Consider the following 25400-nt stretch of genomic DNA (forward strand, 5'->3'; position numbering starts at 1 on the left):
GCGCGCTTACAGCGAATCCGGTAGCAACACATACACACCAATCACATCCACTGGTAGACAGGGGCTAACGCTGTACTGGCCAACATCTCGAGCGGCCTCGCGCACACGCCGATGGTCGTCCAACAACGAATTGGCGCGATCGGTAGCCAACGTTTCTAGCTGCTGCTGGTTGCTGACAAGGAAATCAAGAGCGGTGCGGATTTCGCGCTGCATGGTTTCAGTGGGTAGGTTGCCACTAGGAGTACATTGCAATAGTTTGCTGGCCGATTCATCACTCAACCACTGCGGATTACTGCGACCTTTAACGGCCAGCGCTACTGTCTCTTCGGCCATCATCTGAAAGGGCTCGCGGCGACGTACATAGCCGAGCTGGTGGCGTAGTCGCAGCAGGTAAATGGTGGTAACCACGTCCACCGCATCGGTGAGAGTGGCAGCGCTGCGGGCAGCGATGGCATGCTCACTGGAAAGGCTATCTTCGAGCAGATATTCAGCCAGCACGGTAACCAGTGGATGGCTGCGGTGCAGTTCGTTGAAATCAATTATCAGTGGCTTACCGATCCCTTCATCGGCTAGACGCATCCTTAAAGCCTCGGGCAAGTGCTGTGGCAGCAATCGCTGGTGATGCGGCTTATGCGTGGGCTCCAGGGGGGCATTCAATCGGGCGCAAGCACTATGTACAAAGCGTTGAACGTCGGCCTGGGTACCGAGAGCCTGCTGCTGTTTTTTCCATTCTGGCAACACTTCATCAGGACGAATACGTCGCTGGGCGAACACTGTGCGGTTTGCCTTGGCTTTTTCCAATGCGTCCTGCCACTGGGCTTGCAGCGGCTGCAGTTCGACATTCGCGGCAGCAAACATATCTGGCGTATAAGGAGCATTGATGCCGCCGCGCTTCATAAGGGCTGCTTTCACCAGCGCCTGACTGATGCGCTGCTCGTCTTCGGGCATGGGTACTAACACGCCGAGTTCTTTCTGGATGGCCTCGCCCTTGCGCAGAATGACGTTAATCACAAAGCCATCAACTGGGTTGTCCTGCCCATAGAGCATCGTGCAGCGCACTTCCGCCGATTGCTGACCAAAGCGGTCGACACGGCCTTCACGTTGCTCGTGACGGGTAGGATTCCAAGCTAGGTCGTAGTGGACGACGGCGGTGAACAAATGCTGCAGATTAATGCCTTCAGAAAGGCAGTCTGTGGCGACCAGAATGCGCTGGCTGCACTCCTCCATCGCATCGACCCGCTCGCGACGCTCTTCTGGTGTGTATTCGCCGGTGATGGCGTCGATGGTGACCTTGGGGAAGGCTTTTTTCAGGTGCTCGGCGACATAGTGCGCGGTAGCGATATAGCGACAGAACACCACCGGCTGATACCCGTCCTTAATCAGGGATTGCAGGTGCTGAATAAGGCTAGAGAGTTTAGGGTCGCCGGCCTTGCCAGAAAGGCGCTCAGCCTCTTTGATGAGGGTTTGCAGGCGACTGGCATCTTGGAGTTGAGCTGGCGGCTCCAAGTCGCTGCTTTCAAGATCGTCAGCCTCGCCGTCATGCAAACGTCCGTCGGTTAGCAGATCGTCGAATTCGAGAGAGCCCTCGATTCGGGTGGTCAAGGCTTTAACTGCCGCTGCCGGAGAGGATGCAACGCAACGCAACAGGGCAAGGGTGGCGTACCAGATCAGACGTACGCTGCCGGACTTTGACTGCTCAATGCTTTCGGCCAGCTCACGGCAGTAGCTTTGTACTGCATCGAAAAAACGGCCCCAGTCACCACTAAGCTGGTAGGTAACTTCGGTTTTCATGCGGCGCGGAAAACCACGGCCATCGCCGGTTTCCGCCTGCCATTCGGCTATATCCTTGCGGCGACGCTGGACGAAATGGCGGGCGAGCTCCTGGCGCAACGGATCAGTGGTGGACATGCGTCCTTGCAATGCAATAAAGCGCGGGTCAAGCAAGGAAAGTAAGTTGTAGAACGCGACTTCGTCGCCAGAATGCGGTGTGGCGGTGAGCAGCAGCAGATGGCGACTTTCGTCTTTCACTAAGCGCTGCAGCAGCTCAAAGCGCAGTTGCTTGCCAGCACCACTCCTAACGCAGGTATGTGCCTCATCGACGATTACACATTCCGGAGCAATGGAAAGGAAGTGTTCGCGGTGGCGTTCGCTTTTGATGTAGTCGAGGCTGACTACAACCACAGGGTAGTGGTCAAACAGGCTAACACCGTGTGGCAGTTCACGCTCAATGCGGCTAGCGCTGCTAGAGGTAAGCGCCACAGCTTGCAGATTGAAGCGGGTTTCCAACTCACTTTGCCATTGTTCGACGAGGTGCGGCGGACAAAGTACAGCTAGGCGGCTGATCTCACCACGATCCATCAGCTCGCGGGCAATCAAGCCGGCTTCGATAGTTTTTCCGACACCTACGTCATCGGCAATTAGTAAACGTACAGTCGTCAACCGTAGGGCCATCAACAGCGGCACCAACTGGTAACCACGCGGCTCGACGGCGATATTGCCAAAGCAGCGGAATGGGCCACCACCGTTGCGAAGCTTTAAACGCAGAGCATCGCGCAATAACAGAGCCGCCGCATGGTTGCCAGCCTGTTCGGGCTGTGGCCATGGGAAGGTAGCAGGCTCGACGGGCTCAAACTCAAGCTCAGGAATCAAGGCGATGATGTCGTCATCTGCGCCACCCAGTGGGCGCAATCGCAGCCAGTCACGTCGAGAGTCGCTTTGCACCACCCACTCTCGCCCACGGGCGCGAATCAAGTTGCCGGGCATGAAATCGTGTTCGAGTGTAGTCATTGTTGTTTCTCTGGCATGTCAAACACGTCAGCATGGCGGGCGAACTTGACTGACCATTGTGATGGGTCGGAAAAGTCAAGCACTTGCCAGCCTTTGTCGACTAGTAGGCTATGCAACTCATTAGATACCGCCTTAAGGAATACCAATGCGCGGACAGCTTTGTACTGTCCGGCTGCAGTAGCCATCCCATTAAGGACTGACAAATTGACGGTATCGGGCTGGCGGTGCCCTGCCCGACTAAGGACTTGCAGCCATTGCTCCAAAAGGTCATCACTGCTGTTGACTGAATTGCATGCCGCCGCAACAACAGGTACCTGACTCGGTTGTACTTGGGCATTGGCCAACGCGACCAGAAGCTTGAGCGCATCGGCGTTGCGGCGATTGATGTGTTCGTGATCGGGCTGATTGAAGTAGGAAAGTAGGCATTGGTAGCAGCCGGCTTCGCAGATACGGCTTCCTTGTGCGTCGGTTTGTTCCAGCTCGGGTAGGTTGTCGAACTGCCACCCACCTTGCGGTACGTTGTAATGCATAAGACTTAGGGCGCTGCTAGCGACTTGCGCAAGGCTGGCAGGCTCGCTTGCTAGGCGGGTTAGCACTCCTGCACCGCCTTCGGCTGCCTCGTAAAACATCAACGCTCGGCGTTCGTCGCCTTTGGGCAATGGCTCAGCGACCAGTTCGGATTCTTCGATCTGAAAGGTCATTTCAATACCGCGCTTGAGCGCCGCCTGCAAGGTAGCCATCGCCTCGGTGGAAAGCGGGTGCAGCGGTGCCAAAATCAACAGATTTCGATGATCCTCGACAAAAGGAACGATGCGCTGATTGGGTATTTTGTCGAGTAAGGCTTCGTCACTGCCGCCGTCTTCGCTGCCACTAGGGTCGTCCTGCTTGCTCCAGGTACCAGTAATGGGATTAATGTAGAAACCGAGCTGTTCCTTATTCTTACGCCGGCGCCAGCCTCGATTTATCCGCCACAAGCGGGCGGCGGGAGCATAGGTGAGCTCGGCCAGTACGTCTCCGCCCTGATGTATTTCCGCCTTACGCTTCTGGATGACACCATCAGGCCCAGGCAGGAAGCGGTAGGTCGTTTGTAAGTCGAAGCCTTGACGTTGTCGGTCTTCATCATTAATTGAGATGCGCTCGACAGCTACGGTTTCGACAGTCTCGATGCGATACAGCTCGCGCACCCAATCATGCTCGGTTAGCAGTGCATCACAGTTTTCACAGGTGTTAACGGCGAGCTGCCCGCCGCCGGGCTCGCCAACGTGACCATAGCCGCACTGGCTACAGACCAATGAGGCAACCGTAGCCAACTGACTGTTGCCCGAAATGTGATCAGACGAACCGACGTTAAGTTTGGCACGCACCACGCGATACATGCGGCCTTGGTGGTAGATAAGGCTGCGCGGGCCAAATTCAGAAAGGCCTAGAAAACGCGGACGGCTTACCATACTGCCTTCGTCGTCCTTGCCGGAATTAGAAATACCGCCACGGGCGGGAATCCAAGCCATAAGCGGCAAACGAGGGAAGTTGTAACCGGGCAGGAATCCTTGACTGGCCAAGTAGCGATAAGTATAGAAATCCGAGTTCTGCGTATTACCGCTCTTGAGCAGTACGGCGTACTGGCGAGCGGCATCCCCATAGCGACGCTGGGCGTTTTGTCTTTCGCTGTTGGAGGCGGTATGACTTTTTACAATTTGGTCAGCCATATTCATCTGTGCGCGGGTGGCATCGAACAAGACCCGCCAGCGCTCAAGTGCGTTGGAGAACTCTTGTGGCGCCTCTTTAATGACCTGTTGCACGTAGTCGGGTTTAAACCAGTCGCTGCCATTTAGTTCGTTTTGCAACTGGGCGATGACTCGAGAGGCGCTGAGCTGCGCTCTTGCCTGAACCGCGGGATCATTGAGGGCATCGTAATAATGCTGGATAAGTGGTTTTTCTGGCGGATCTAGATCGAGCATAAGTGCGATGCTGGAGTCCAGGGCTACTTGTGCGCAGGCTAGCCAGACGGCGTTCAGGTGACTTTGTACGAGATCACGGTTGGCCAAATCGAGAGTAGGGGGTCGTACTACGCCATGCACCATCTCATTGGCATGATGGAAAAACCATTGGTCGTGCGGGCTCTGAGAAGCGCAGTAAGTGATGACCAAAGCCTGCTGTCCGGAGCGGCCTGCCCGGCCACTACGCTGCGCATAGTTAGCTGGGGTAGGTGGCACGTTTCGCAAGTAAACGGTGTTAAGCGCAGAGATATCTACACCCAACTCCATGGTTGGCGAACAAAACATGACAGGTAAACGCTCAAGCGGCGCTTCATGTGCCGGGTTGCTCGCCCAATCCTTGCGGTCTTTCTCGGTATAGCGGAATCGCTGCTCCAGCAATTGCCGCGTTCCTGCATCGACTTGGGCAGTGTGTTCATGGGCCTCAAAATCGAACAGCGAATGGCCGCTCTGTCTCAACACCGTGGCGACACTGAGATAGAGCGTACGGAAGAAAGCATTAGCTCGACTATCGTCACCCTGGGCATCGTCAGTGATCAGACACCAGTCCAGCGCCGCTGCATTCAAACGCCAACCCACCAGTCGCTGGTCAATCGGGTGCTTTTGCACATAGCCATAAAGGTTAGCGGCCTGCAGCAAGGCTTCCACTAAGTCGCGCCAGTCTGCATCTTTCCAGCTCGCCACTTGGCCAGCTACTGAAGTTTGCTTCCAGAAAGACGCTGTTTTTATGTCGCGCAAAAGACGCGAACGTGGGCCACCTGGCATCAGATCGGTTCGCGGCTTGCCCTTGTAGTCAGGTCGCTTGTCCAGGATTAAATACTTGGCGGTTTCCAACTGCTCGTCAGAGGCAAAGGCCCAGCGATCATTGAGGTAGGAGAAAGCACTAGTACGGGCTTTATCCTGCTCTACCGCATCTAGGTATCGGCTCTCCAAACACAGGCCGCGCCGCATGACATCAAAAACTTGCTGGCAGAGGGTGGCGCGATTGTGCGCATTCAGTTTGCTCAGTGTGGAGTTTTTGGCAAAGGAGGCGTCGTCTGCACAGAACTCATCCAAGCTGCGATACCGAATGGCAAGTAGACCCAGCTGATCAAGGTTCGGATTGTTGAAGCGCCAGCCTCGACGAAGGTCGCGCAGCAGCCGATATCCGATGATGAAACGCAACGTGCGTTGCGCCTCCTGCCGTGCCAGCCCCATGAGCTTGGGAGTACGCAGATATTCAACGAGAGTGGCGTCATTCAGTTGGTCAAAGCCGAGCGCCTTGAACACCGAGTCGGCCAACTGCTCTTCGGTCAGGAGCCCCTCGCTATTTTGCAGCGCGCCGATCAAGCCGGAACGCAGTGTCAACAGAAAAACAAAATCGTTGAAATGCCCAGCCTGCAGAGCGGCATCCTGACGGTTGTCGGTAAAGCCCAGTAGTTTACGAGGATCGGCTTGCCCTGGCCCCGGCTCTCCCTCGGCAAACAGTTGACGCAACGCACTCAAAGTAAGGATGGTTGTGGCAGATGAACGCCCCTCACCCGAAAGGCTAGCCAGGCGGTTTATGTCTTTGCCATGGGCTTCATGCGCTTGCGAGCATTTTAGGCAGAAACGGAATTTGCCTGGGATATACCAGAAAGATTCGCCAGCCCCCTCATCACCTCTCACGCTCACTGATGTTTGGTAAGGTACTAATTTTTTGTAATTCTGCTTGAGTTTGGGTTCATCTTTACTCAAGTCCAACCAAGTCTCGGGCAAATCCTCTAAAAGCCCACCATACTTTTGGCCGGATTGCACCGGACAGAGAAAACCAAAGGTAACGTCTTCATTGTCATCGGCGGCTATATCGTCAATTTCGCGCGGCTGGTAGCTGGTGGGCAGTTGCTTGGAAAGCCACACAGGGTGGTATTCCTGGCCGCAGTCGCGACAGAAATGTACTGGATATAAATGGACACCTTCGTCCTGGCGTCCCGGCGCAAACCGCTGCGCGTCGAGGGTCACATGGCGCGCGCCCTGAGCCTCCAGAGTAGCCAGAACTTTTCCCGGACCACTGATGAACTGATGCAGCTTGAAGGCAAAAGGCGGGCGGCCTTGCGGGGTTCTAATTTCATGAGCTGCGACTAAAAAGCGCTGCAAACTAACGCGAGCATCCTCCGGAGTGACTCCAGCCACCTTTGCAAGTTTGGCGCTAGCATCATGCAAAGTCATGGGCTTGGCACGACGTGGAGGTTCGTTGTCTGAAAAATCGATCCCAAGATTTAGCTCTACCCAGATTGCCATTGGGTCAGCGCGAAAAGACTCGAATCCCTCCCAGGCAAACTCCTTACGGCTCAACGCAATCTTCAGTTTCGGTAGAATGGCCGCTACATCCTTGAGCGGATCTGTTACCCGTTCCAGCGTTTCGCCAATGACGTCTTGCTCAGTAATGCAAGCGCCAAAAAGTTTGCTAGCGACCTCTGCCACCGTTTTGTTGCGGTCGGCTTGGCTTCCTGTGCTGGACATAGTCGCAGAGGTGCCAATGCAAACTAGTTCATCGGCTTGTAAGCGCTCGCGCAACCGCCGCACCAGCAACGCAACATCAGCCCCCTGCCGCCCGCGATAGGTATGCAGCTCGTCAAGAATTAAGAACTCCAGGCCATGACAATGCTCAACCACCCGCCGATCGTCCTCATCGAACCGAGTAAGAATAAGCTCTAACATCATGAAGTTAGTGAGGAGAATATCCGGAGGATTGTCAGCAATGGCGGCGCGTTCGATACGCGACTCCTGCCCGGTGTAACGAGCGACGGTGAATGGCTGCAGCCCTTCTGGGTAACCATGCAAGAATTTGTCTAGTTCTTCCAGCTGGCTGTTGGCTAAGGCGTTCATTGGATAGATGACGATGGCGCGGGTACGCGGACTTTGATCCTGATCCTTGGCTTTTAAGATTCGATCGATCACAGGAATAAAAAAGGACAAAGATTTACCGGATCCTGTGCCAGTCGTGACTACATAGCTCTGGCGACCCTGACCTTTGGCCAGGGCTTGTAGCTGGTGGGCGTAAAGATGCAGCGGTTCCGGATAACCTTCCGTTTTCCCTACCTGAAAAATCTCGGCACAGGCTTTGTGCAATAGACCATCCGCAGCAAGTTGCTGCACCGTACCCTTGCGCTGATAGTTTGGATTGATCTGGATAAGCGGCTCAGGCCAATAACGACCACTGGCATACTGCCGCTCGACTTCTTCTCGGATATCAGTAGCCTGAATCCGGGAGAAGCTGCGGGAAAAGCTGCTGTATTCACTTATCAATTGATCGCGGAAATTGAATACGTTATCCATGCGTTTTTTCTCCTTCCACTTCGATTTGATAACCAGCGGTCATGAATGCGTTGTTCTCACCTTCGGGCACTCGCGGACGAGCCAATCCAATGTGCGCATACACGTTCACGGATCCGTTGACGGGTTCCCCTAGCCCCCCAACGTTGTCCCATGACAAATGGCGACCGGCGATCCGCTCAACCGCCATAGCAAACAATGCGCTCACTGCATAGGACAAGCGATAGCGTTCAGCCATCATCACGAGTCTACTGCGCAGATGTCACTGGCACCACCGGCCTTAACCCAAGCATCCACCTCTGTTTTTTGGAATTTCCACAGCCTGCCGACCTTGTGGGCAGGCATATGTCGCTTGGCAATCCAGGCGTACACGGTGTCTTTGCTGACGCCGAGGTGCTCAGTGATTTCTTCAACGCTAAGCCAACGGTCTGTCATGACTAGATCCACGGAAAACAAGATCGAGGATCTTAGCGGATTTGGCCTGCTTTAATAGGGTTAAACTGGAGCGCCAGCAAAAAATCAACCGGCTTAACAGGCCCGCATCCTTGGCCCCATCGCTTCCGAGATAGCAGTCATCCGCTGCAAGCTCCAGTACCGATCCGACAATCATCGATCACTACAATGATGCTCATCCGACCAGTACCTAGCTGGATAGCGTAATTGGCATGGACATCGTCAAGAAGGTTTTCCAGCGGCACACCGTAGATCGGTGTACTGGGAGGATCGAGCGTATCAAGTTGCGCCGTGACGAAGTGCTGCCATTCTTTGCAAATTATCCGACCCGCCTGGTGCCAATCAAGACCTGTGAAAATGCCCACTAGTGGGCAAGTCAGCTTCACACCAGGGGCATGAGGTACGACTACCTGCCTCTCGTTCGGTACGCCCCTTTTTGCTGCGAAACAAAACCGATACGGCTGACCCTCAAGCCATCTTGACAGCGGCGCAGCAGCCCGGCGCTTGCCTGGTGGCAATCAACTCTCGCTACACCGTATCCGCTCCCAGTTACTGAAATTTCGCATCATGCAGAGCAATGGCTTACGTGGGCTGCTTTACGATAAGACTGCTCCTACCTATACGTCAGAATGGTTCCCTGTTGAGCTCTGGGAGACGTCCATATAAGTTTCCCTAGATCGTCGGTAAAATAGTCCAACTTCAAAACCTGATGCTCAGGTAAACCGCCGAGTTTTTCGATTTACCCCACGACACCTACTGACTGCAACTACCTGCCTGTTCTCCAACTTCCAAGTTTTTTCAGACCTATATCACCTCCTGAATCCCTACCGGTATCAACCTCGGCAGGGACTTTGCCGTGCCTGCATTTCGCACGGCACGCCCATCACAGGAGGATGTTCCCAATGTATACCCCTTGCCCCAGCTGCAACGCTGGGCGTGTCGTCACGAAGAATATCGGTAAGCAAACAGGCGGTTTTATTGGTGCGGTGGGCGGTGCCGTCAGCGGTGGTGCCGGTGCGCTGTCGGGCGCACAGGTCGGGGCGACGGTGGGAGTCATCGCCGGGCCGGTCGGCAGTATGTTTGGCAGCATCGTCGGGGCAATTATCGGCAGCTTGTTTGGCGGGGTCGCCGGTGGCATTGCCGGGGCCACTCTAGGTCAGCACGTGGATGACAAGGTGCTGAACAACTACCAATGCCTGGACTGCGGTTACAGCTTCAGCGTCAACCATTAATCCGTTTTGAACAGCCGTCGGCATGTCGCTGACGGCTTCGCTGTTTCTTCATCTATTGATAAGGATCTTCTCGTGGCTCATCTCATCGAACAAATGGCTTATGTTGGCGCTACCCCTTGGCATGGCCTAGGCAGTCGCCTCACTGAAAAACAACCGCTGGAAGTCTGGCAACGTGAAGCTGGTATGAACTGGCAGATCCAGGAAAGCCCGGTGCATTACAAAGCAGACAGTATCGGCCCACTCGGCTCCATTCACTCCTTCCCCGAACAGAAAGTCTTGTATCGCTCCGACACCAAGGCCGCACTGTCGGTCGTATCCCAGCGCTACCAGGTGGTGCAGCCCCGTGAGGTGCTGGAGTTCTATCGCGACCTCACAGACGTGTCCGGCTATGAGCTGGAAACTGCCGGAGTGCTGAAAGGCGGACGCAAGTTCTGGGCACTGGCGCGAACCGGGCAATCGGCGGCGTTGAAGGGTAACGACGAGGTAAATGGCTACCTGTTGCTGGCGACCTCCTGCGACGGCACGCTGGCGACCACCGCCACGCCAACCACCGTGCGTGTGGTGTGTAACAACACGCTGGCGATTGCCTTGGACGGCACGACCCGCGCGATCAAGGTGCCGCACAGCACATGTTTCGATCCACAGGCGGTAAAGAAGCAACTCGGTATCGCAGTCTCCCAATGGGACGCCTTTATGTACCGCATGCGTGCGCTGTCCGAGCGCAAAGTGCAATGGCATGAAGCGCTGGGGTACTTCATGAACGTGCTGTGTGAGACTAGCCCGAACAATCAGCTACCGGCTGTGCTGCCCAATGAGCGGGCGCTGCGCAAGGTGCAAGCGCTGTATGAAGGCCAAGGCCGAGGCTCGACGTTGGCGTCCTCGCAAGGCACCGCCTGGGGTCTGCTCAACGCAGTCACTGAGTATGTCGATCACGAACGTCGAGCACGCAGTAATGAGTACCGCATGGATTCGGCTTGGTTCGGCCAAGGCGCGCAGATCAAGCAGCGGGCACTGGCGGCGGCGCTGCAACTTGCGGCCTAGTCGCTGGACCGTCGAACTTCACCCTCTCATTCCTCCACGACCTAAACGCCCGATCAGCCTAGTGCTGATCGGGCGTTTTCGTATCCTTTGAAGGACATGCTCACGAACACTCAAGCGCTACCAAATGTCAGGACTAAACCCCGCCCGGCGTTACGCCTGGTGGACACCAAACAACTACCTCACGCCGATTGGTTGGCGGTACGCAAAAATGGCATTGGCAGCTCGGATGCCGCCGCTGCCGTTGGCCTGAATCCGTATAAATCCCAATTGGAATTGTGGATGGAGAAAACCGGGCGCGATGAAACCCTGCCCAAGATCGACCCGCATGACGAGGAAAGCCCAGCCTACTGGGGCAACATTCTGGAGCCGATTGTGGCAACGCATTACACCCAGCGCAGCGGTCATCGGGTACGGCGAATCAATGCCGTATTGCAACACCCAGACCCGACACTGAGCTGGATGCTGGCCAACATCGACCGCGAAATCATCGGTACGCCACAGGTGCAGATCCTCGAATGTAAAACCGCTGGTATCAACGGCGCCCGCCTCTGGAAAGAGGGCGTGCCGGAATATGTGCAGCTACAGGTCATGCACCAGCTCGCCGTCACCGGCAAGCAGGCGGCAGATGTAGCGGTACTGCTGGGCGGGCAACACCTGGAAATCCACCGGATTGAACGGGACGATTCGATGATTGCCCGACTGATCGAGCTGGAACGGTTGTTCTGGGATTACGTCGTAAGCGACACCCCACCACCGGCTGACGGTTCAGCATCCGCCGATCAGGCACTGCGCTGTCTGTATCCACAGGACGTCGGACACACCCTGGACTTCACCCAGGATGTCCGCCTCAGCAGCACCTTTGCCGACTTGCAAAAGGTGCGCGACTCGATTGCTCAGCAGGAAGCGCAAGAGGCCCAGCTCAAGCAGGCCTTGCAGCAAGCCATGGGCGATGCCAGCCGTGCGCTATTTGAAACCGGTAGCGTGAGCTGGAAGAAAGCCAAGGACAGCGTGGCGCTGGATATCCCGCGCCTGCTGAAGGACAAGCCCTACCTGCACGTACACTATTCCACCACCAAAACCGGAAGTCGGCGTTTTCTGCTGACGTGAACGTCTGCCGGTTATTCCGCGCCCCCCCTCAACGCCATCTAGCCCGTTCACGCGGTCTCGGTGGCTTTTTATTTTCAGATGCAGGAGACACCTCATGCTCAAAGGTTTGGCGATAACACCGCCCGTACTCGGTCGCATTTCCATCGGCAAAGTGGTCGAGCGAAACGGCAAACGTCTTCCCGAAAAAGACGATCAGTTCACCATTACCTCTCAGGTGCAAAATCGGGATGGCTGGTTGCTGCATCCCCTCGACGAGGAGCTGCGCAAGGCTTCGGAAAACAAGCTGCGCAGCATCCCGATCCGTTTGCTGTTTAACGAACCCGATCTCAACTTTCGCGCTGACTACAGCCTGTTTGACCGCAGCACCGGGCGCCCGCTGTGTGTCGGTAACGGCGAGACCTGCAAGCGCCAATGTGAAGACGGCATCAAGACGTTGCCTTGTCCCTCGCCCGATGGCTGCTCACTGGCCCAAGGGCATGCCTGCAAGCCTTACGGGCGGCTCAACGTGGTGATTGGTGACGACGACCTACTGGGTAGCTTTGTATTCCGCACCACCGGTTTTAACAGCATTCGCACCTTAGCGGCACGCTTGCAGTACTTCCAAGCCATTTCAGGGAACCGTCTGGCTTACCTGCCTCTGGAACTACGGCTGCGCGGCAAGTCCACACGACAGAGCCACGGCACGCCGATTTTCTATGCCGACATTACCGTGCGCAGCGGCATGGACATGGACGCCACACTGCGCACGGCGAAAGAACTGGAGAGCGTTCGTGAAGCTATGGGCTATGACCAAGTTGCTCTAGACAACGCAGCTCGCCGAGGGCTGGGCAATGGTGCTTTCGAAGACCATGCGGAAGACCGCGATGCGATTATTGAAGAGTTCTTCTCTGCGCAAGAAGCGGAGAGAACGGGGCGCGATGTAACTCCCAACTCTCGACCGTCACTGGCCGACAAGCTGGAGTCATTGGCAACAGCTGCGTTACCGGTAGGGCGCGCTCACTAACCCGACTTGATAGGAGGCCTCATGGCCACGTGCTGCCTAATCTGCGATTCAACGACTGTAGTTTCCAAAGAGACCACAACAACCCTGGTGGTCCTCATCGGGACGCTGGAAAGTTTCCTACTCGGCGTGACTGAGGTCCAAGTCTCTTCCCAAGAAAGCGAACAGCAGAGTCATTTAGCTCAAGTACTCGCAAGGATAAGGAAGGGCGTTCTCTGTGCGACCTCCGGTTATAGGGCCGCGCTGGCCTTTGCCCAAGACGTGCAGAAATACCAGTTCAGCCACTACGACTATCTCTGCTTGCGGTGCGGCGCCAAGTTCGATCAGAGCGCCTGCACTGAAGCTTCCAGCCCGACCATCATCTCTGCTTCAGACGCTCAGCCAAGCGCTCGACCAGCTCCACAACCATCTGCCGATCCTCAGGATCCAACTGTGTCAACAACCGACTGATGCGATTGGCTTGATCGTCAGGACGTGAGCTAGCCTCAGTCAATAGATCCGATGCCCCACAATCAAAGATGCCTGCGAATTCCAAGAGCCGCTTAATGTTGGGAATGACAACTCCTCGTTCGATACGGGAAACGGCCTCATTGCCTATCCCTAGGCGCTCAGCAACTTCCTCCTGCGTCAATCCAGCACGGATACGCTGCTTCGCAATCGCACCGCCCACCAAACCCGCCAAATAGCTCTGCTCAATCTCTGTCACGACGCCCTCTCCCATCTCAACCTAGATGGTTGGGCATCACCTCATTGACATGAAGAACCTTAAAGACCGAATATCAACCCAAAAGGTTGAACTCCAACTCATATCGCTCCCAACAGAGCAATTCATCCATGCAAAGGAATATCAGATGAAGCAAAAGCTTTTACTGGCCTTTTTCTTAGGCTGTTCGATTACCAGCACCGTCTCGGCAGGGACTTACGAATGGACGTCAGACTGGGCACAAGGCGTAAGTGAGTACCTCGTCGATGATGGCAATGGAAATGAACTGAACATCTCCTGCTCTAACGAGGAAGGCCATCCTGTCACTGCTTTTGCCACCATCGGGGGCAAGCAGTTCTCCTCAGACGATGAGGTTGGCTTCGATGTAATCATCGACGGGGTCGGCTATAGCAACCCTTTTTTCACCGATTGCCATGCCTGCGGAAATGCTTTTCCAGCCTTCTGGAAAGCATTACGCAATGCCAATCACTTGCAGATCAGTGATGAACATAAAACGGTGAATTTATCTTCTAAGAATCTGGCAAATGTAGTTTTACCACTCGACTCCTCAGAAAACAGCTGCAAGTCTGCCTGGTGAAAACCAACCGACTAAACAACTTCACATCTATCAAAAAATTATACACAGAAGCCAAATCATGAAACCATTTTCCTCACTGATAAAAACCATCCGCATAATACTTACTGCGCTCGCATTCATTACTGCTACAGCTTGCTCCGCAGAACCAGAAAACGACATAGTAAAATGGGCAATTGGCCAGAAGCACCCGAGCATCGAAATGGGGGCAGTAACGATGGAAAGTTACAACATCACCAATCATTACACTCGCCAAATCAGAGGTGAGACAATTTACGTATATGACTACACCGCAACAACCACTTCCAAGTTATACACTGGACAACAAGCAATAAAGGGAAGTTTCACGATAGTAAAACGAGGAGACAAATGGTACATGTACTAATGACATCAATGAAACATTAGCAAAGGGAGCCTTAATGGCTCCCTTTGCTTGTTAAAAACTTATTTTTTTATTTGTCGGACCAATACCATAACGTATCGCCCCAGGCCGAACCGCTGAAACTAGGCATAATTTCCCCTTGCTTGAAATACTTGCGCGAATTCGCTTGGGCCGGGCTGAACCAGTAACCAGCCTTGCTACAAGGTTGGCCTGCTTCAATGCGAGAAGGAGAGGTCGAGCCAGTTGCTTCCTGGTCAAAACGTGCATACCAACGGTCAGTACTATCTTTTTCGAAGCAGTTGCCATATGGCGAATAGCTATGCAGTTGGTCAGGATTCGGGATGCGTACTGGTTTCACTACCTTATTGACGGCGACGTAAGCGGCTGGCAGCCCATCTTCCAAAGCTCCAAGCTCTGGGTATTCACCAGCACGAATAATCAATCCATTGTTATACGTGAGTATTTCGATGTCACCACGCCCACTTAACGAGTGGCGTATGGTGGATTCACCACCAAGTTGCTCTACAAAGGTGCTTCCAAGGACCGTGTACCAGTTGACACCTTTTATGTGCTCCAGCAACTCTAACGAAGATGCGTGGGGCATCGAGTCTACTTCGAGTCCGGAATACTGCTGCGCTAATTCATATTCTGTGGGCGAGTAACTATGATAGTCATACGGTAAAATGCTTGAAAGGCCACCGTACCCGTGTTCTACCTCAAGCTTCTCGCTGAGATAACAAAGCCACTCTTGGTATGTGGCAGCTCCACCAGGCTGCTTGAGTAGCGACCATGGGAAAACCAGTTTAATGTGGGAGCGGATCTGATCTCCGTGAATTTCAAAAGAATTGAGCATAGATAATCTATACTCATCAGCCTGAGTGGACTCGGCAGCACTACCCAAAAGCCAACTAAATTCGTCATTTGAATCGGTTTTTGAAATTTGCTCGCGAACCTTGTTGAAACTGGCATCGGTCAGCTTTTTCCGTTTACGATAAAACATTCCTTTCAAGAGCGGTTGAAACTCTTCGTAAAATCGTGCAAAGCACTCATCTATTTTGCTCTTCGTTTCCCGCGTGTATCCTTTCTTAAAATATAATGTGATGATTAATCCCAGTCTTACCACTGGCGTACCATCGGGCAATTCAAAAGACAAGTCAGCAGCGCGGTCTTCTAGGTTTTTTAATGATTTATTCACATCGGTTCTCAATCAAAAATTCAGTGCTTGGCGCGGAACTGGACTGGTAGCAAGTTTTGCTAGTATTGCTGCCAGAACAACCCAGGATTGCGCGGCTATTTCAATTATCGCTAACAATCCTGTTAGAAGAGCTGCTGGTATCGCAGCGGCGACTATCAATTCACCAATGACAATGATCACCACCGCCGTAGCAACTATTTTGCCAATATTCATTAGTAGTTGCACCCAATTAACTTCACGCAGAGCCTCTAGCGTCAAATCGGTGTAGCGCTGAACTTCCTGCCAAATGGCGCGGAGTTGATCATCGGTCCAGCGTAATATTTTCCCACCGGTTTCGCTGACCCACTCCCAAGCTTTTTGTGATTCTCGACGTACCCATTCACCTTTAGTGCTCAACCACGTTTGGGCGTCTTGCAAATGCTGCTGAAACTCTTGCGATAGTTGCCGGATGCCTTTAGCACCTTCTTCTAAAAGGCTGTCTACCGCTGATTGCACTTGCTGGGTCCAGTTTTCAACAAGCGCTGGCGCTGGCGTTGGTTCTGGACCGTATACAGGAACGGGCACTGGAGCAGGTCTTGGCGGTACCAATGAGGGCCATTGCAATGGATTGAAGTAGCCGGTCGGTTTGTGCTCTTTGTTGTACTCCTTGTCGCGCTCGCGATCATCTTTGTCCCGGCAGTCGCTAATCTCCAGTACAGAGAACCGGTCACTACCACCAGCTATACGCAGGTAGGCTCGTTCCTGTTCCTGCGAAAGCTCGTCGTTGGGGAATTTGACCTCGACCAACCGTTCCAAGTTATCTGGATGCATGACTCCTTCGTGGTCAGGGCCAGCCCGTCCAGGCCAGCGAAGCGCACGACTTTTCACAATCATGACGTCTGGTCGACGCAATAGTCCCTTGGTATTGCCCACCGGAAAGAAGGTTAACGTATGACGTCGATCCGGATCAGGTACTTGCCCAGGGAGCGAGAGCGAGGTACTGAGAAACGGTTTCGGTGGGTTCGGTGGTATCGGGGTCATGTCGAAACTGACCTCGGCTTTGTAATTCCAGCGGAAATCCCAACGATACTCGTCAGCACGGATCAAACCGCTCATGACCAGCTGTTTCAACTTTACTTCCGTAATTTCCCCATTGGGGAGTAGCTTGATCGACAGCCGTGGAAAACGAGCAGCGTAATTAGCTTTTTCCATCAAGTAAGGTTTGTTGGTGGGACTCGGTAATTTAGCTCTTGTCTCCGTGCCCTCAATACTCGTCGTGGTGCATCCCTGCGGTGTCTGCGGTTGGATAGTAGCCATGTTATTCGCCCTCCGAGTTGGCGTTTCGATAGTCGAGACTCATTTCTCTGGGGGCACTCTCACCGGCCCTTATTAATGGCTCTAATGGTTCAGGTTTGCGGATAGGCGTCATAAGGTCCACTTCAGCTGGATCGCTACTGTGCACCAAGAAGGTCTTGCCTTCGTCGTTCGTGTAGCCCGTCAGACGGCTCCCGTCGGAACGTTTGAGGGTGTAGGGCGTGCCGACCAAGGGTTCGCCAGTATTGTCATCCACCAGAACATACCGGGCCTTGTGGCTGCGTGGAGCCCCTTTTAAGAGTTGACCGGCCTTGTCCTTGTCGGCATCACCCGGCAGCAACGGACCCAGTATCTTGATTCCTGAGCCGGAACCTGGCCCGCCACCCGAATTGACCTTGACGCTTGCCCCGCTGACCGTCACGCCACCCGCATCAACCTTTACAAAGCTGCCCCCTGCTTTCGCGGTCAATTCCATGCCGCCTTCCACAACGACCTTTTCGCCGGCGTGGTAGTGAATTTCTTGACCTGCTTCGATGAATAGCCCCGTACCGACTTTGACATGCTGTGTCTGGCCGACAGTCAGATGATCGTCAGCACGAGCTTCGGATTTTCGGTCGGCGTGGGTGATGCGATGTTCTTCAGACTTGAATTCGCTGAGAGTGTTGGCTTCAACCGTATCGTGACGTTCGTTGCCTACCCGAATCTTCTGATCGTGCTCGATGTTTTCGTCCCAATCACGTTGGGCATGCAGGAATATTTGCTCCTGACCTTTTTTGTCTTCTATGCGTAGCTCATTGAAACCCTTACCGCCCGGTGAGCTGAGAGTTTTAAACACGCTGCGGGTTTTATTTGCCGGTAGGTCGTAAGGTACGACGTTCTCTTTGTGAAAGAGGCAGCCAGTGACCAGTGGCTGGTCGGGGTCACCTTCAAGGAACGTCACCAGTACTTCCATGCCGATGCGTGGGACTGCAATGCCGCCGGATGCCACTCCCGCCCAGCCGCTAGCCACTCGTAGCCAACAACTGGTGTTGTCATCGGCTTGGCCTAAACGATCCCAGCGAAATTGCACCTTAATTCGACCGTATTGATCGCAGTGAATTTCTTCACCCTTGGGGCCGGTGACTACTGCGGTCTGACTACCCAATATTTTGGGTTTTTGGTGGTCAAGTGGTGGTCGGTAATTGGCATCCCAAGGAGTAGCCAGAAACCGGTTACGGTAGCCCTGTTGGAAGTTGTCCTTGTTATTGCTGATGTCGCTGGTGATCGACTCACCGAGTACCTGCGGTTGCTTGCCTTCGTGGATCACTTCCAGCAGTAGCCAGAGGTCGTTCCATTGGTTGCAGGGATGATCACTCAGGGGTAGAAAATGCCCAGTAGTCAGCGAGGGCTCATCACCTTTACCTTCAGCCAATTGGTAATCGCTGCGATGCCGTTCGAGTGCACGGGTTGCCAATCGCTTACCACGTTCGCGATGGGTAAAGCGGCCAGGGTAGTCATAGTCTTCCAAGTCTGGCAGGAAGTCGCTTTTGGCGGTGCCTTCGGGTAGCAGACTTGGCTTTTCAAAGTCATAGTCGCGACGACTGACCCGAGTGGTACGGGTTTCTAGCCGCAGGTTGAAACGATTGATTACCGGCTTCTCTGCGGCCATCCCAGAGTCTTGCATATAGGCCACGGGCACCAGCTTGCGAAACACCGTCTGGTCATCACCAAATACCAGCTTGTGCGCTTGGGAGCTGTGCTGGAAGTGGAAGTGAATGCCCTCTTCTTCGCATAGACGCTGGATGAAATGCAGATCGGATTCGTCGTACTGGGTGCAGTAACCACGTTCGGGATAGATTGTGCCGAGTTGAAAACTGTAGGCATCAGAAAAAATGCCGCGTGCTTCCAATACCTGAGCGATGATCTTCGGTACGGTAAGGTGTTGAAAAATTCGTTGGTCGCAGGTATGAGCCAGATAGCTCAGTTGCGGCTTCAACGTGATGCTGTAGCGTGTCAGGCGCTTGCCGGAGTCCCCTTGAGCAACGCGATATACCACGCCATGGGCGATGCCCTTCCCGGTGGAACCAAAGGTTAGGCAGGCGGTTTTGTGAAGCAGTTCTTCAAGCTTTAGATCTGGTCGTGCGCTGACCAACTCGATTTCAAAACTATACGGCTGATTTAAGGCTTCGCGGCCGACGAAACTCAGAACTTGAAGGTCTGCGGACACACCGTCAAGGACCAGGGAAATGTGCGTTGCATTTGCGTCCAGCATGCCGTTATCCAATCCATGAAAATCGGCCTTGATGGTGCATGAGCGAAGTAAAGGCTTCAATAGGGACGTGACCACCAACGACAAAATCAGAATTCACCTATGATCCTTTTCCTTAATGAACGATTGGAGTTAGCGGTTTCTCCGCCCACTCTTATGTGCACAACCATTAACAATTGGCTCGCCCTACCGAAGGGAGAAGCGAGCCATCAATTTCGTAAACCCAAGCGACAAGACACCGGAATCGAATACCCAGCCACTCCTAGTGAGCGGCCGTGCATCGATCCACCATCAGAGCCTGCTCGCCCCAAAAGCATGCTGACCATCCCCATAGACCTTTGTCGCAGCCTTGCAGAGATAACTGGCTCGATTGAAGAGCTCTGCCTGGCTACCAGCATCATCACGGCGCAAGTAGTACACCGCGTTATCAGGCACGTGAATCAGTCCAGAGACGGCCTCTAGGGGCAGCCCCAACGCACTCGCCCAAGCCTCGTCTAGCCTACTGCACATGTTGTCCCTCACAGAGTCCCGCTTACCCAGCGTATGGAACGCTTCCTGATTCAATAGAAAGAGGAGGTGATAGTGAGGACGGCCGTGACTGCCGACCTCTCGCGCCCATACATAACGAACCTTGCAATTATGAACGCGGATATTATTTTTAGCAGCGACATGTTGAGCATGCTTGAGCTTTGCCTTGAAGGACTCAATGAAATGTTTAATTACTGTGTTTGTGCAGGCATCGTCTGACAGGTCCATCCCAGCAGGTAATCTTGGGTCAACCCTGAAAGCAAAGACCCTTGGATAATCTCCAAGGGCATTTGCCATTGTCGCTCTCAGGATGTGTAGATACTCGATAACGAATGGCCCTTTATCAGCTTGAATAGGTAATCCTTCGAACTCACTTCCGTTTAGAAGGTGCAGATTTGTGTTACTTGGATGTCGAGGCATGATTGCTACTCACTGTATTCAGAGTTATACATTCAGCACAACGAGTATGTTTTAACAGCCTGCACCCCACTCCACCTTCAACCACACACTAGCTAGACTTGGTTAAACCAAGTCTAGCTAGATGATGAATGATAGAGCTAACGCGCAAGACAGATAACCATCACTTAATAGATGGGCACATAAAGAATACAAGTCTTAGCAAAGAACATATAAAGCATAATACCCACGCCGACACACCCCTTCCCTGAATTGGTTCCTCCCCCCTACACAAACTTTAGTCGAAGATGATAAAACCTTAAAAATACAACTCTGACAAAAAACCATCATGACTGGGAATTATCCCAGCCATGACAAACTGATACTACCTCACTAAATACCGCTTACACCTTGCTTCTGATTATCACGCTCTTCAATTCGCGATAGAATCCATTCATGCACTTCCCCCTCCACCCAAGCGACGCAACGCTCACCTAACGATACCGGCTTGGGAAACTCACCCTCCGAAATGAATTTATAAATGGTCGAGCGTGCCAAGCCAGTCGAATCGATAACTTCTTTCAGGCGAATTAATCTCATGAACCGCACTCCTCATATTCGTTCAGAGGATTCGCAAGATCGGTTAGGTTTAACTGCCATAAGAGTCGTCGGCCTAGGGTCTGAAGCTTTCGCGCACGCACCAAAACCAACCGACCCACTTACTCATAAATTTGTCAGCAGGGTCAGACTTAGGAAGGCGCAGAACCACAGCAGGAAAAGCTCTACAGCCGCGCGCGCTCCTAAACTGACCAGAAGGAGCATGGCGGGGCCGACGTGACAGCCAAGCCACATCTTGAATCAGCAAAGGAAAACCCGAAAATCCAGACATTAAAACCTCTAGAGAACATCTTCAACACCTCAAAAATACGTCATAAACACTTCTCAAAACCTCATAAAAATGATACATACAACCTTTATTGAATCGAGGTGAATATGAGGAAAATCTTCAATGACCACTTATCTAAGGTACTTAACGAAAAGGAATACAATCTTAGAAATGATTATTGGCTCTGGCTTCACTTAATTCTCAACAACTTCAACTTACTTCCCTACGATACGGATACGCAAGGGATGCGAGACAAGATGGCCATTGCCATTGAGGAAGACACCACCAGAAACAATGCGGATATAATAAAAAACAGAAGGACCGAACAACTTCTTCCAACCAATGAATTCGACTGGATAAATGAGGGCGAACGGCAAGTTGAATGGCTAAGAACAAAGACCTTCACATTCATAGGCGAATACAACTTTCCTCCGCCTAGTGGGCTAGAAGGAAAAGATTTACTGATAGCAAAAATCGATCTATGGGCTGTCGACATCAGCAAAAAAAAATTGGCATTGAGCGTACTTAAGGCTCAATGGACTGCGCACAAAAAAGGGGACATCATTTTTCGATGGTTCAAAGATGACGATCAAAAGTGTTTATTAGCCTGGGAGTGGTTATCAAAGCATAGCCAACCTCACGCGCCCCCTCCGCAACGCTTCGAAAATTACGACGGATTATTGATTTTCTTCGACAACAACAACTTAATACACGAACAAAAACTCTTGTACATTGAGAAAATAAGAAAGAGCTGGAATCAAAAAAATTATCGCAAAAGTCAAAACGGCAAGAACCAGTACAACTTCATTCTTTCAGACAAGTCGATAGGCCGCCTAGACAAACTTTGCGACGCCTACGACCTCAGCCGCGCCAAGATTCTAGATATCTTATTAAAAATGGAAGCCGAGCAAAATCGATATTTGCCCGAGCGAATAAGACTGCTAAAAGATGAGTCGTAACTCCTCACGTAGTCACTAACAAGCAACGCCGCCGATAACAACACTAGACGCGGCACGCTACGCCCTAACATCAGGATTTTTCTAAAAATTTAAAACTTACCATTTCCACACAAAAGCGTGGATTGAAGGGCATTAGAATGTTCATACACCATGATCCCCCCGCTGTACACCAGCCCCGTAAGGCAGGCTCCAGAGAAGCCGGTTGGTCCGGCCCACAGCACTAGATGCTTGATCCGGGGTAGAGGCAGCCGTACTTACTCCAACCAACGCCACATAAGAAGCCATGACTGTGGTTCGGTAAATCCCTCGGTTAAATTCCATAAAAGCATTAAGCTCAGGCCACGCATCCGAGACTGGTCGCAGGTTCGAATCCCGAGTGAGTCGAGGCAGCTACGGCGAGTAGTCCATCACACTGATGATTGATAACGCTTAGAAAAACGGTATTCCAAATGGTATTCCACAACAAAATAAAAACCAAAAATACCATTGAAAATCATTAGGTTATCAGATCAATTCAGATTACCCCGGCCCACCAAACACGAAGCAAACCAAAACCCGCCAAGTGCGGGTTTTGTTGCATCTGGAGAACGACAATCCCCCGTGGGAGCGAGCCTGCTCGCGAAGAGGCCCACCCGACCAATACAAAACATCGCAGTCCCAGATGTCTCGGTCGCTGCAGCCATCCAGGGAGTAGCCCATGCACCAAGCCCTCCTCATCATCGACGTCCAACCCAGCTTCGCCCCGCCTCAATGGCTGATCGACGGCATCCAGGTACTTATTGGCACCCTGCCCAGCGTCGCCACCGTCGAACGCCACGACGAATCGAAAACCCCCTTCCAGAAACAATTCGGCTGGCACCCGGCACCCGACGACGAAAGCCTGATCCAGGCCGATCGCATCTTCATCAAGCACGGCTATACGCCGACGCCGGAAACCATCGAGTATCTGAAAAGCCTGAAGGTGGATCGGGTATTGGTCTGCGGATTACAAACCGAAACCTGCTGCCTGGCGGCCGGGTTTGCGTTGTTCGATGCCGGGTTGCAGCCGACGTTGATTACAGATCTGACGGTGGGATCGTCACTGGATCGCACGGGCGTGCTGGGGGTGCGGCTTTGGGAGCACCATTTCGGGCACACGGTGAGGTCGGGTGAGTTGTAAGTCCTACACATCACGTCCTAGGACATTTCCCTCAAGTTGTGTCGAACTCCATGAAGTATCGAGCAACCGCCCGAGAAGATAACCTCCGATTTGTGTTGCAACCCGGCGAACGGTTCTAACAGGCCGTAAAGCGTGGGATCCCCAACCTTCCGGAGTTCTTCCATGAAAAAGCCCCACCTGACCTTGATTAAAAACCCGAACCTTCCGGCATCGGACGCCTTGGATCTGGACCAACTCACCGCAGCCGTCGAACATTATCGCAACGCTCGCCAGAGCAATCCGAGGCGATCTGTTCCAATCCGCAATATCTACGCGGTCAACCCGGATATCGACACGCCTGCCCTGCTCGCTTACGCCAGCGAAAACCTGGCCTTGGCGACGGCTATGGCTTGCGACCTGACCGCCCAGCTCGAAGATCCGCATCGCAGCGTGGCATGGACGATTCAACGGTTGGCAGTTTTAGCAGAGCTGTTGGTCAATCAAGCACTGGCAAACGTCGCCCCGCCCGGATCTCAGATCGAGCCGGTCCACCACTGAAAGCAGTAGCTGCGTCCGCTGGATATCATGACGCAGCAATTACGCACGCCGATTTCGACGTGGTAAAACAAAATGGGCGACCTCATTGAGGTCGCTCTTTTTACTACTACCGTCGTAGAAGATCACATCTTGAACTCAGAGCCCTGAACGCCCTCATCACCGCGCAGAGCTTTCTCTGTGGTCATATACAAATCACGTATATGCCCAACCAGAAACGCCCAGAATGCCGGCTCATTCACGGTTTGCACCACCAACTCTCCTGGCAGGAACCGACTCATTTCCTTGCGAAATTCGATTACCACTTTCGGGTCAGCATCAAGCATTGTTGAGCGCTCCTTGAACAACGCCAGGAACTCGGTCTGCTCGCAATGATGATCGATCAATTTTTTAGCGATCAGATCCAATTGCGGGGTGATGCCCTGCTGACGCAGCCACACCATATCCCAGAGATCTCGGTTCTTGATCCTGTTAGGGCGCAGCGCGAATGCCACGATTTTGTCAGCATAAATTTCTTCGCGCGATTCAGCCTGCAAGATCAGGCCACTCGTACCCATGTCTACACCATAGGGGTTAAGCAGTTGCAGGGGTCGGGGTTGATAACTGGGGATAGAACACACATCGATGTTGATGCGCTGTGCAGGCAGGTCTTTGCGTCCCGAACGAGTTTGAATCTTCAGTTTCCATGTATCGACATTGCCTTGCTCGCGAACAGGCTCACCCACTTCAACCTCAAGACCGTATTTGGTTTTAAGCGTTGTGACCAATACCTGGGCGAGCTTTGTGAGACTTTCGCGATTGAAATCAGCGCCCCCGGTAAAATCCAGGTCTTCGCTCAAGCGATTTGAGCCATAACAGGCTCGCAAGCAGGTGCCGCCGATGAACGTCAGCTTGGCGAGCATTCCGGCTGAACTCAGCGCGAGCATGATGTCGTGATGCAGCAATTCCTTTTCCACTACAACCCGCAATGGCGCCAGGGTCTGTTGGTTCTTTAATGCCTCATCTACCAACTCATCAAACAAACTCATTGGCAACGCTCCAATCGATCAAATCCATATTCCGTTTCGCGACTTTCATATCTCGCAATGCTTGTTGCGGGGTTGCCCGCCACAATCGGCAACGAGCGTCGTATTGCACCTGTCCAACCAGATCCTGAGGTTGCTGACGGGTGTGTACGAATTCAATGGTGCCCCACCGGCCGCAGGAAATGGTGCTGCTGCGTCCAGATGACATGAGCGTGATCCAGTTGATCGGGATCTGCGAGATGACGCCGCAATCACTCAATGCTGTCTCAAGACTGATGTAGTTGAACTGCATGGCACGCAACCTCGCCGCCGCATGAAACAGCACCAGACCGCTGGAAGGCTTGGCCGCCTCAAACAGGTAAAGCCCTCGACACACTCGCACCAGATGCCCCTCCGAGGCGGCACGGCTCAGCAAGGTTTTATAGGCGCCGTCGGAAATGTCCGCTACCAAGACCCGAAGATCATCTGGAGTAAACAGATACCGTTCATCACTGGCCAAATGGGCAAGTTGCCGGAGGAGGCGTCCCATTGGCTGACTAGAGTTTGAATAGGGACGCATGCCAATGTCTCTACATAAGGTTTCACTTAA

Annotated in this window: 21 protein-coding genes and 1 pseudogene; 10 read left to right on the forward strand and 12 right to left on the reverse strand. The window is 53.1% G+C overall.

The genetic code is table 11. From position 1 onward, the window contains the following. Nucleotides 1–6: 6 nt before the first annotated feature. Genes BK667_RS21100 through mads1 form a run of 4 tightly spaced genes read right to left on the reverse strand, consistent with a single transcriptional unit; the run spans nucleotide 7 to nucleotide 8510 of the window. Nucleotides 7–2787: a DUF8741 domain-containing protein gene (locus BK667_RS21100; RefSeq protein WP_123598763.1), complete on the reverse strand. Its 2781-nt coding sequence runs from the start codon at nucleotides 2785–2787 to the stop codon at nucleotides 7–9. Beyond that, the gene (locus BK667_RS21105) at nucleotides 2784–8078 is read right to left on the reverse strand and encodes a DEAD/DEAH box helicase family protein (RefSeq protein ID WP_123598764.1); all 5295 of its coding nucleotides are present in this window, start codon (nucleotides 8076–8078) and stop codon (nucleotides 2784–2786) included. The genes BK667_RS21100 and BK667_RS21105 overlap by 4 nt, the downstream gene beginning before the upstream one ends. Beyond that, on the reverse strand, nucleotides 8071–8316 hold the full coding sequence (locus tag BK667_RS33100; RefSeq protein ID WP_148060151.1) for a hypothetical protein: 246 nt from the start codon (nucleotides 8314–8316) through the stop codon (nucleotides 8071–8073). Before BK667_RS33100 ends, BK667_RS21105 begins: the two co-directional genes overlap by 8 nt. Next, nucleotides 8316–8510 carry a methylation-associated defense system helix-turn-helix domain-containing protein MAD1 gene (gene mads1, locus BK667_RS21110; RefSeq protein ID WP_123598765.1) on the reverse strand — a complete coding sequence of 65 codons (195 nt, stop codon included), beginning with the start codon at nucleotides 8508–8510 and terminating at the stop codon, nucleotides 8316–8318. Before mads1 ends, BK667_RS33100 begins: the two co-directional genes overlap by 1 nt. Nucleotides 8511–8740: 230 nt before the next feature. On the opposite strand from mads1, the pseudogene BK667_RS21115 reads away from it, so the two are divergent. The 5 genes and pseudogenes from BK667_RS21115 to BK667_RS21135 form a co-directional block, all read left to right on the forward strand. After that, nucleotides 8741–9131, forward strand: a pseudogene (locus BK667_RS21115) (transposase); the annotation flags it as partial. 299 nt (nucleotides 9132–9430) lie between these two features. Beyond that, nucleotides 9431–9760, forward strand: coding sequence for a hypothetical protein (locus BK667_RS21120; RefSeq protein WP_123598766.1), 330 nt, complete (start codon nucleotides 9431–9433; stop codon nucleotides 9758–9760). 72 nt (nucleotides 9761–9832) lie between these two features. Beyond that, nucleotides 9833–10801: a TIGR03299 family phage/plasmid-derived protein gene (locus tag BK667_RS21125; protein ID WP_123598767.1), complete on the forward strand. Its 969-nt coding sequence runs from the start codon at nucleotides 9833–9835 to the stop codon at nucleotides 10799–10801. A 96-nt stretch (nucleotides 10802–10897) separates the two neighbouring features. Next, complete coding sequence (locus tag BK667_RS21130) at nucleotides 10898–11908, forward strand: YqaJ viral recombinase family nuclease (protein WP_123598768.1); 1011 nt, start codon at nucleotides 10898–10900, stop codon at nucleotides 11906–11908. A 94-nt stretch (nucleotides 11909–12002) separates the two neighbouring features. After that, complete coding sequence (locus BK667_RS21135) at nucleotides 12003–12911, forward strand: recombination directionality factor (RefSeq protein ID WP_123598769.1); 909 nt, start codon at nucleotides 12003–12005, stop codon at nucleotides 12909–12911. 355 nt (nucleotides 12912–13266) lie between these two features. Here the strand turns inward: BK667_RS21135 and BK667_RS21140 are convergent, their stop codons facing one another. Then, a complete protein-coding gene (locus BK667_RS21140; RefSeq protein ID WP_123598808.1) occupies nucleotides 13267–13614 on the reverse strand; it encodes a helix-turn-helix domain-containing protein in 348 nt (115 codons plus the stop codon). Between the two features lie 145 nt (nucleotides 13615–13759). Between BK667_RS21140 and BK667_RS21145 the strand changes: the two genes are divergently transcribed. Together BK667_RS21145 and BK667_RS33315 are read left to right on the forward strand one after the other, a co-directional pair. Next, nucleotides 13760–14209, forward strand: a complete 450-nt coding sequence (locus BK667_RS21145) for a YfjT/YkfB family phage-associated protein (protein ID WP_123598770.1) — start codon at nucleotides 13760–13762, stop codon at nucleotides 14207–14209. Nucleotides 14210–14267: 58 nt separating this feature from the next. After that, on the forward strand, nucleotides 14268–14591 hold the full coding sequence (locus BK667_RS33315; protein ID WP_123598771.1) for a hypothetical protein: 324 nt from the start codon (nucleotides 14268–14270) through the stop codon (nucleotides 14589–14591). A gap of 67 nt (nucleotides 14592–14658) precedes the next feature. Here BK667_RS33315 and BK667_RS21155 read toward each other — a convergent pair whose 3' ends face one another. The 5 genes from BK667_RS21155 to BK667_RS21175 all read right to left on the reverse strand — a co-directional run bounded on the left by BK667_RS21155 (nucleotide 14659) and on the right by BK667_RS21175 (nucleotide 20848). Next, nucleotides 14659–15783 carry a DUF3396 domain-containing protein gene (locus tag BK667_RS21155; protein WP_123598772.1) on the reverse strand — a complete coding sequence of 375 codons (1125 nt, stop codon included), beginning with the start codon at nucleotides 15781–15783 and terminating at the stop codon, nucleotides 14659–14661. A gap of 12 nt (nucleotides 15784–15795) precedes the next feature. Further along, nucleotides 15796–17079, reverse strand: a complete 1284-nt coding sequence (locus BK667_RS21160) for a VRR-NUC domain-containing protein (protein ID WP_123598773.1) — start codon at nucleotides 17077–17079, stop codon at nucleotides 15796–15798. Nucleotide 17080: 1 nt separating this feature from the next. Further along, nucleotides 17081–19327 (reverse strand): type VI secretion system Vgr family protein, encoded by a 2247-nt coding sequence (locus tag BK667_RS21165; protein ID WP_123598774.1) that lies wholly within the window; start codon nucleotides 19325–19327, stop codon nucleotides 17081–17083. 288 nt (nucleotides 19328–19615) lie between these two features. Then, nucleotides 19616–20272 carry an inovirus Gp2 family protein gene (locus BK667_RS21170; protein WP_123598775.1) on the reverse strand — a complete coding sequence of 219 codons (657 nt, stop codon included), beginning with the start codon at nucleotides 20270–20272 and terminating at the stop codon, nucleotides 19616–19618. A 369-nt stretch (nucleotides 20273–20641) separates the two neighbouring features. Further along, nucleotides 20642–20848 carry a helix-turn-helix transcriptional regulator gene (locus BK667_RS21175; protein WP_123598776.1) on the reverse strand — a complete coding sequence of 69 codons (207 nt, stop codon included), beginning with the start codon at nucleotides 20846–20848 and terminating at the stop codon, nucleotides 20642–20644. A gap of 393 nt (nucleotides 20849–21241) precedes the next feature. Between BK667_RS21175 and BK667_RS21180 the strand changes: the two genes are divergently transcribed. From BK667_RS21180 to BK667_RS21190, 3 genes are all read left to right on the forward strand, one after another. Continuing rightward, nucleotides 21242–22093 carry a hypothetical protein gene (locus tag BK667_RS21180; protein ID WP_123598777.1) on the forward strand — a complete coding sequence of 284 codons (852 nt, stop codon included), beginning with the start codon at nucleotides 21242–21244 and terminating at the stop codon, nucleotides 22091–22093. 697 nt (nucleotides 22094–22790) lie between these two features. After that, nucleotides 22791–23252 carry an isochorismatase family protein gene (locus BK667_RS21185; RefSeq protein ID WP_123598778.1) on the forward strand — a complete coding sequence of 154 codons (462 nt, stop codon included), beginning with the start codon at nucleotides 22791–22793 and terminating at the stop codon, nucleotides 23250–23252. A gap of 162 nt (nucleotides 23253–23414) precedes the next feature. Continuing rightward, nucleotides 23415–23789 (forward strand): DUF6124 family protein, encoded by a 375-nt coding sequence (locus tag BK667_RS21190; RefSeq protein ID WP_123516511.1) that lies wholly within the window; start codon nucleotides 23415–23417, stop codon nucleotides 23787–23789. Nucleotides 23790–23911: 122 nt separating this feature from the next. Here the strand turns inward: BK667_RS21190 and BK667_RS21195 are convergent, their stop codons facing one another. Beyond that, nucleotides 23912–24814 carry a nucleotidyl transferase AbiEii/AbiGii toxin family protein gene (locus tag BK667_RS21195; protein ID WP_123598779.1) on the reverse strand — a complete coding sequence of 301 codons (903 nt, stop codon included), beginning with the start codon at nucleotides 24812–24814 and terminating at the stop codon, nucleotides 23912–23914. After that, nucleotides 24801–25370 (reverse strand): type IV toxin-antitoxin system AbiEi family antitoxin, encoded by a 570-nt coding sequence (abiEi, locus tag BK667_RS21200; RefSeq protein WP_123516515.1) that lies wholly within the window; start codon nucleotides 25368–25370, stop codon nucleotides 24801–24803. Before abiEi ends, BK667_RS21195 begins: the two co-directional genes overlap by 14 nt. Between the last annotated feature and the right edge of the window lie 30 nt (nucleotides 25371–25400).

It is taken from the genome of Pseudomonas frederiksbergensis (assembly GCF_003732705.1).
GTDB classification, from domain to species: domain Bacteria; phylum Pseudomonadota; class Gammaproteobacteria; order Pseudomonadales; family Pseudomonadaceae; genus Aquipseudomonas; species Aquipseudomonas frederiksbergensis_F.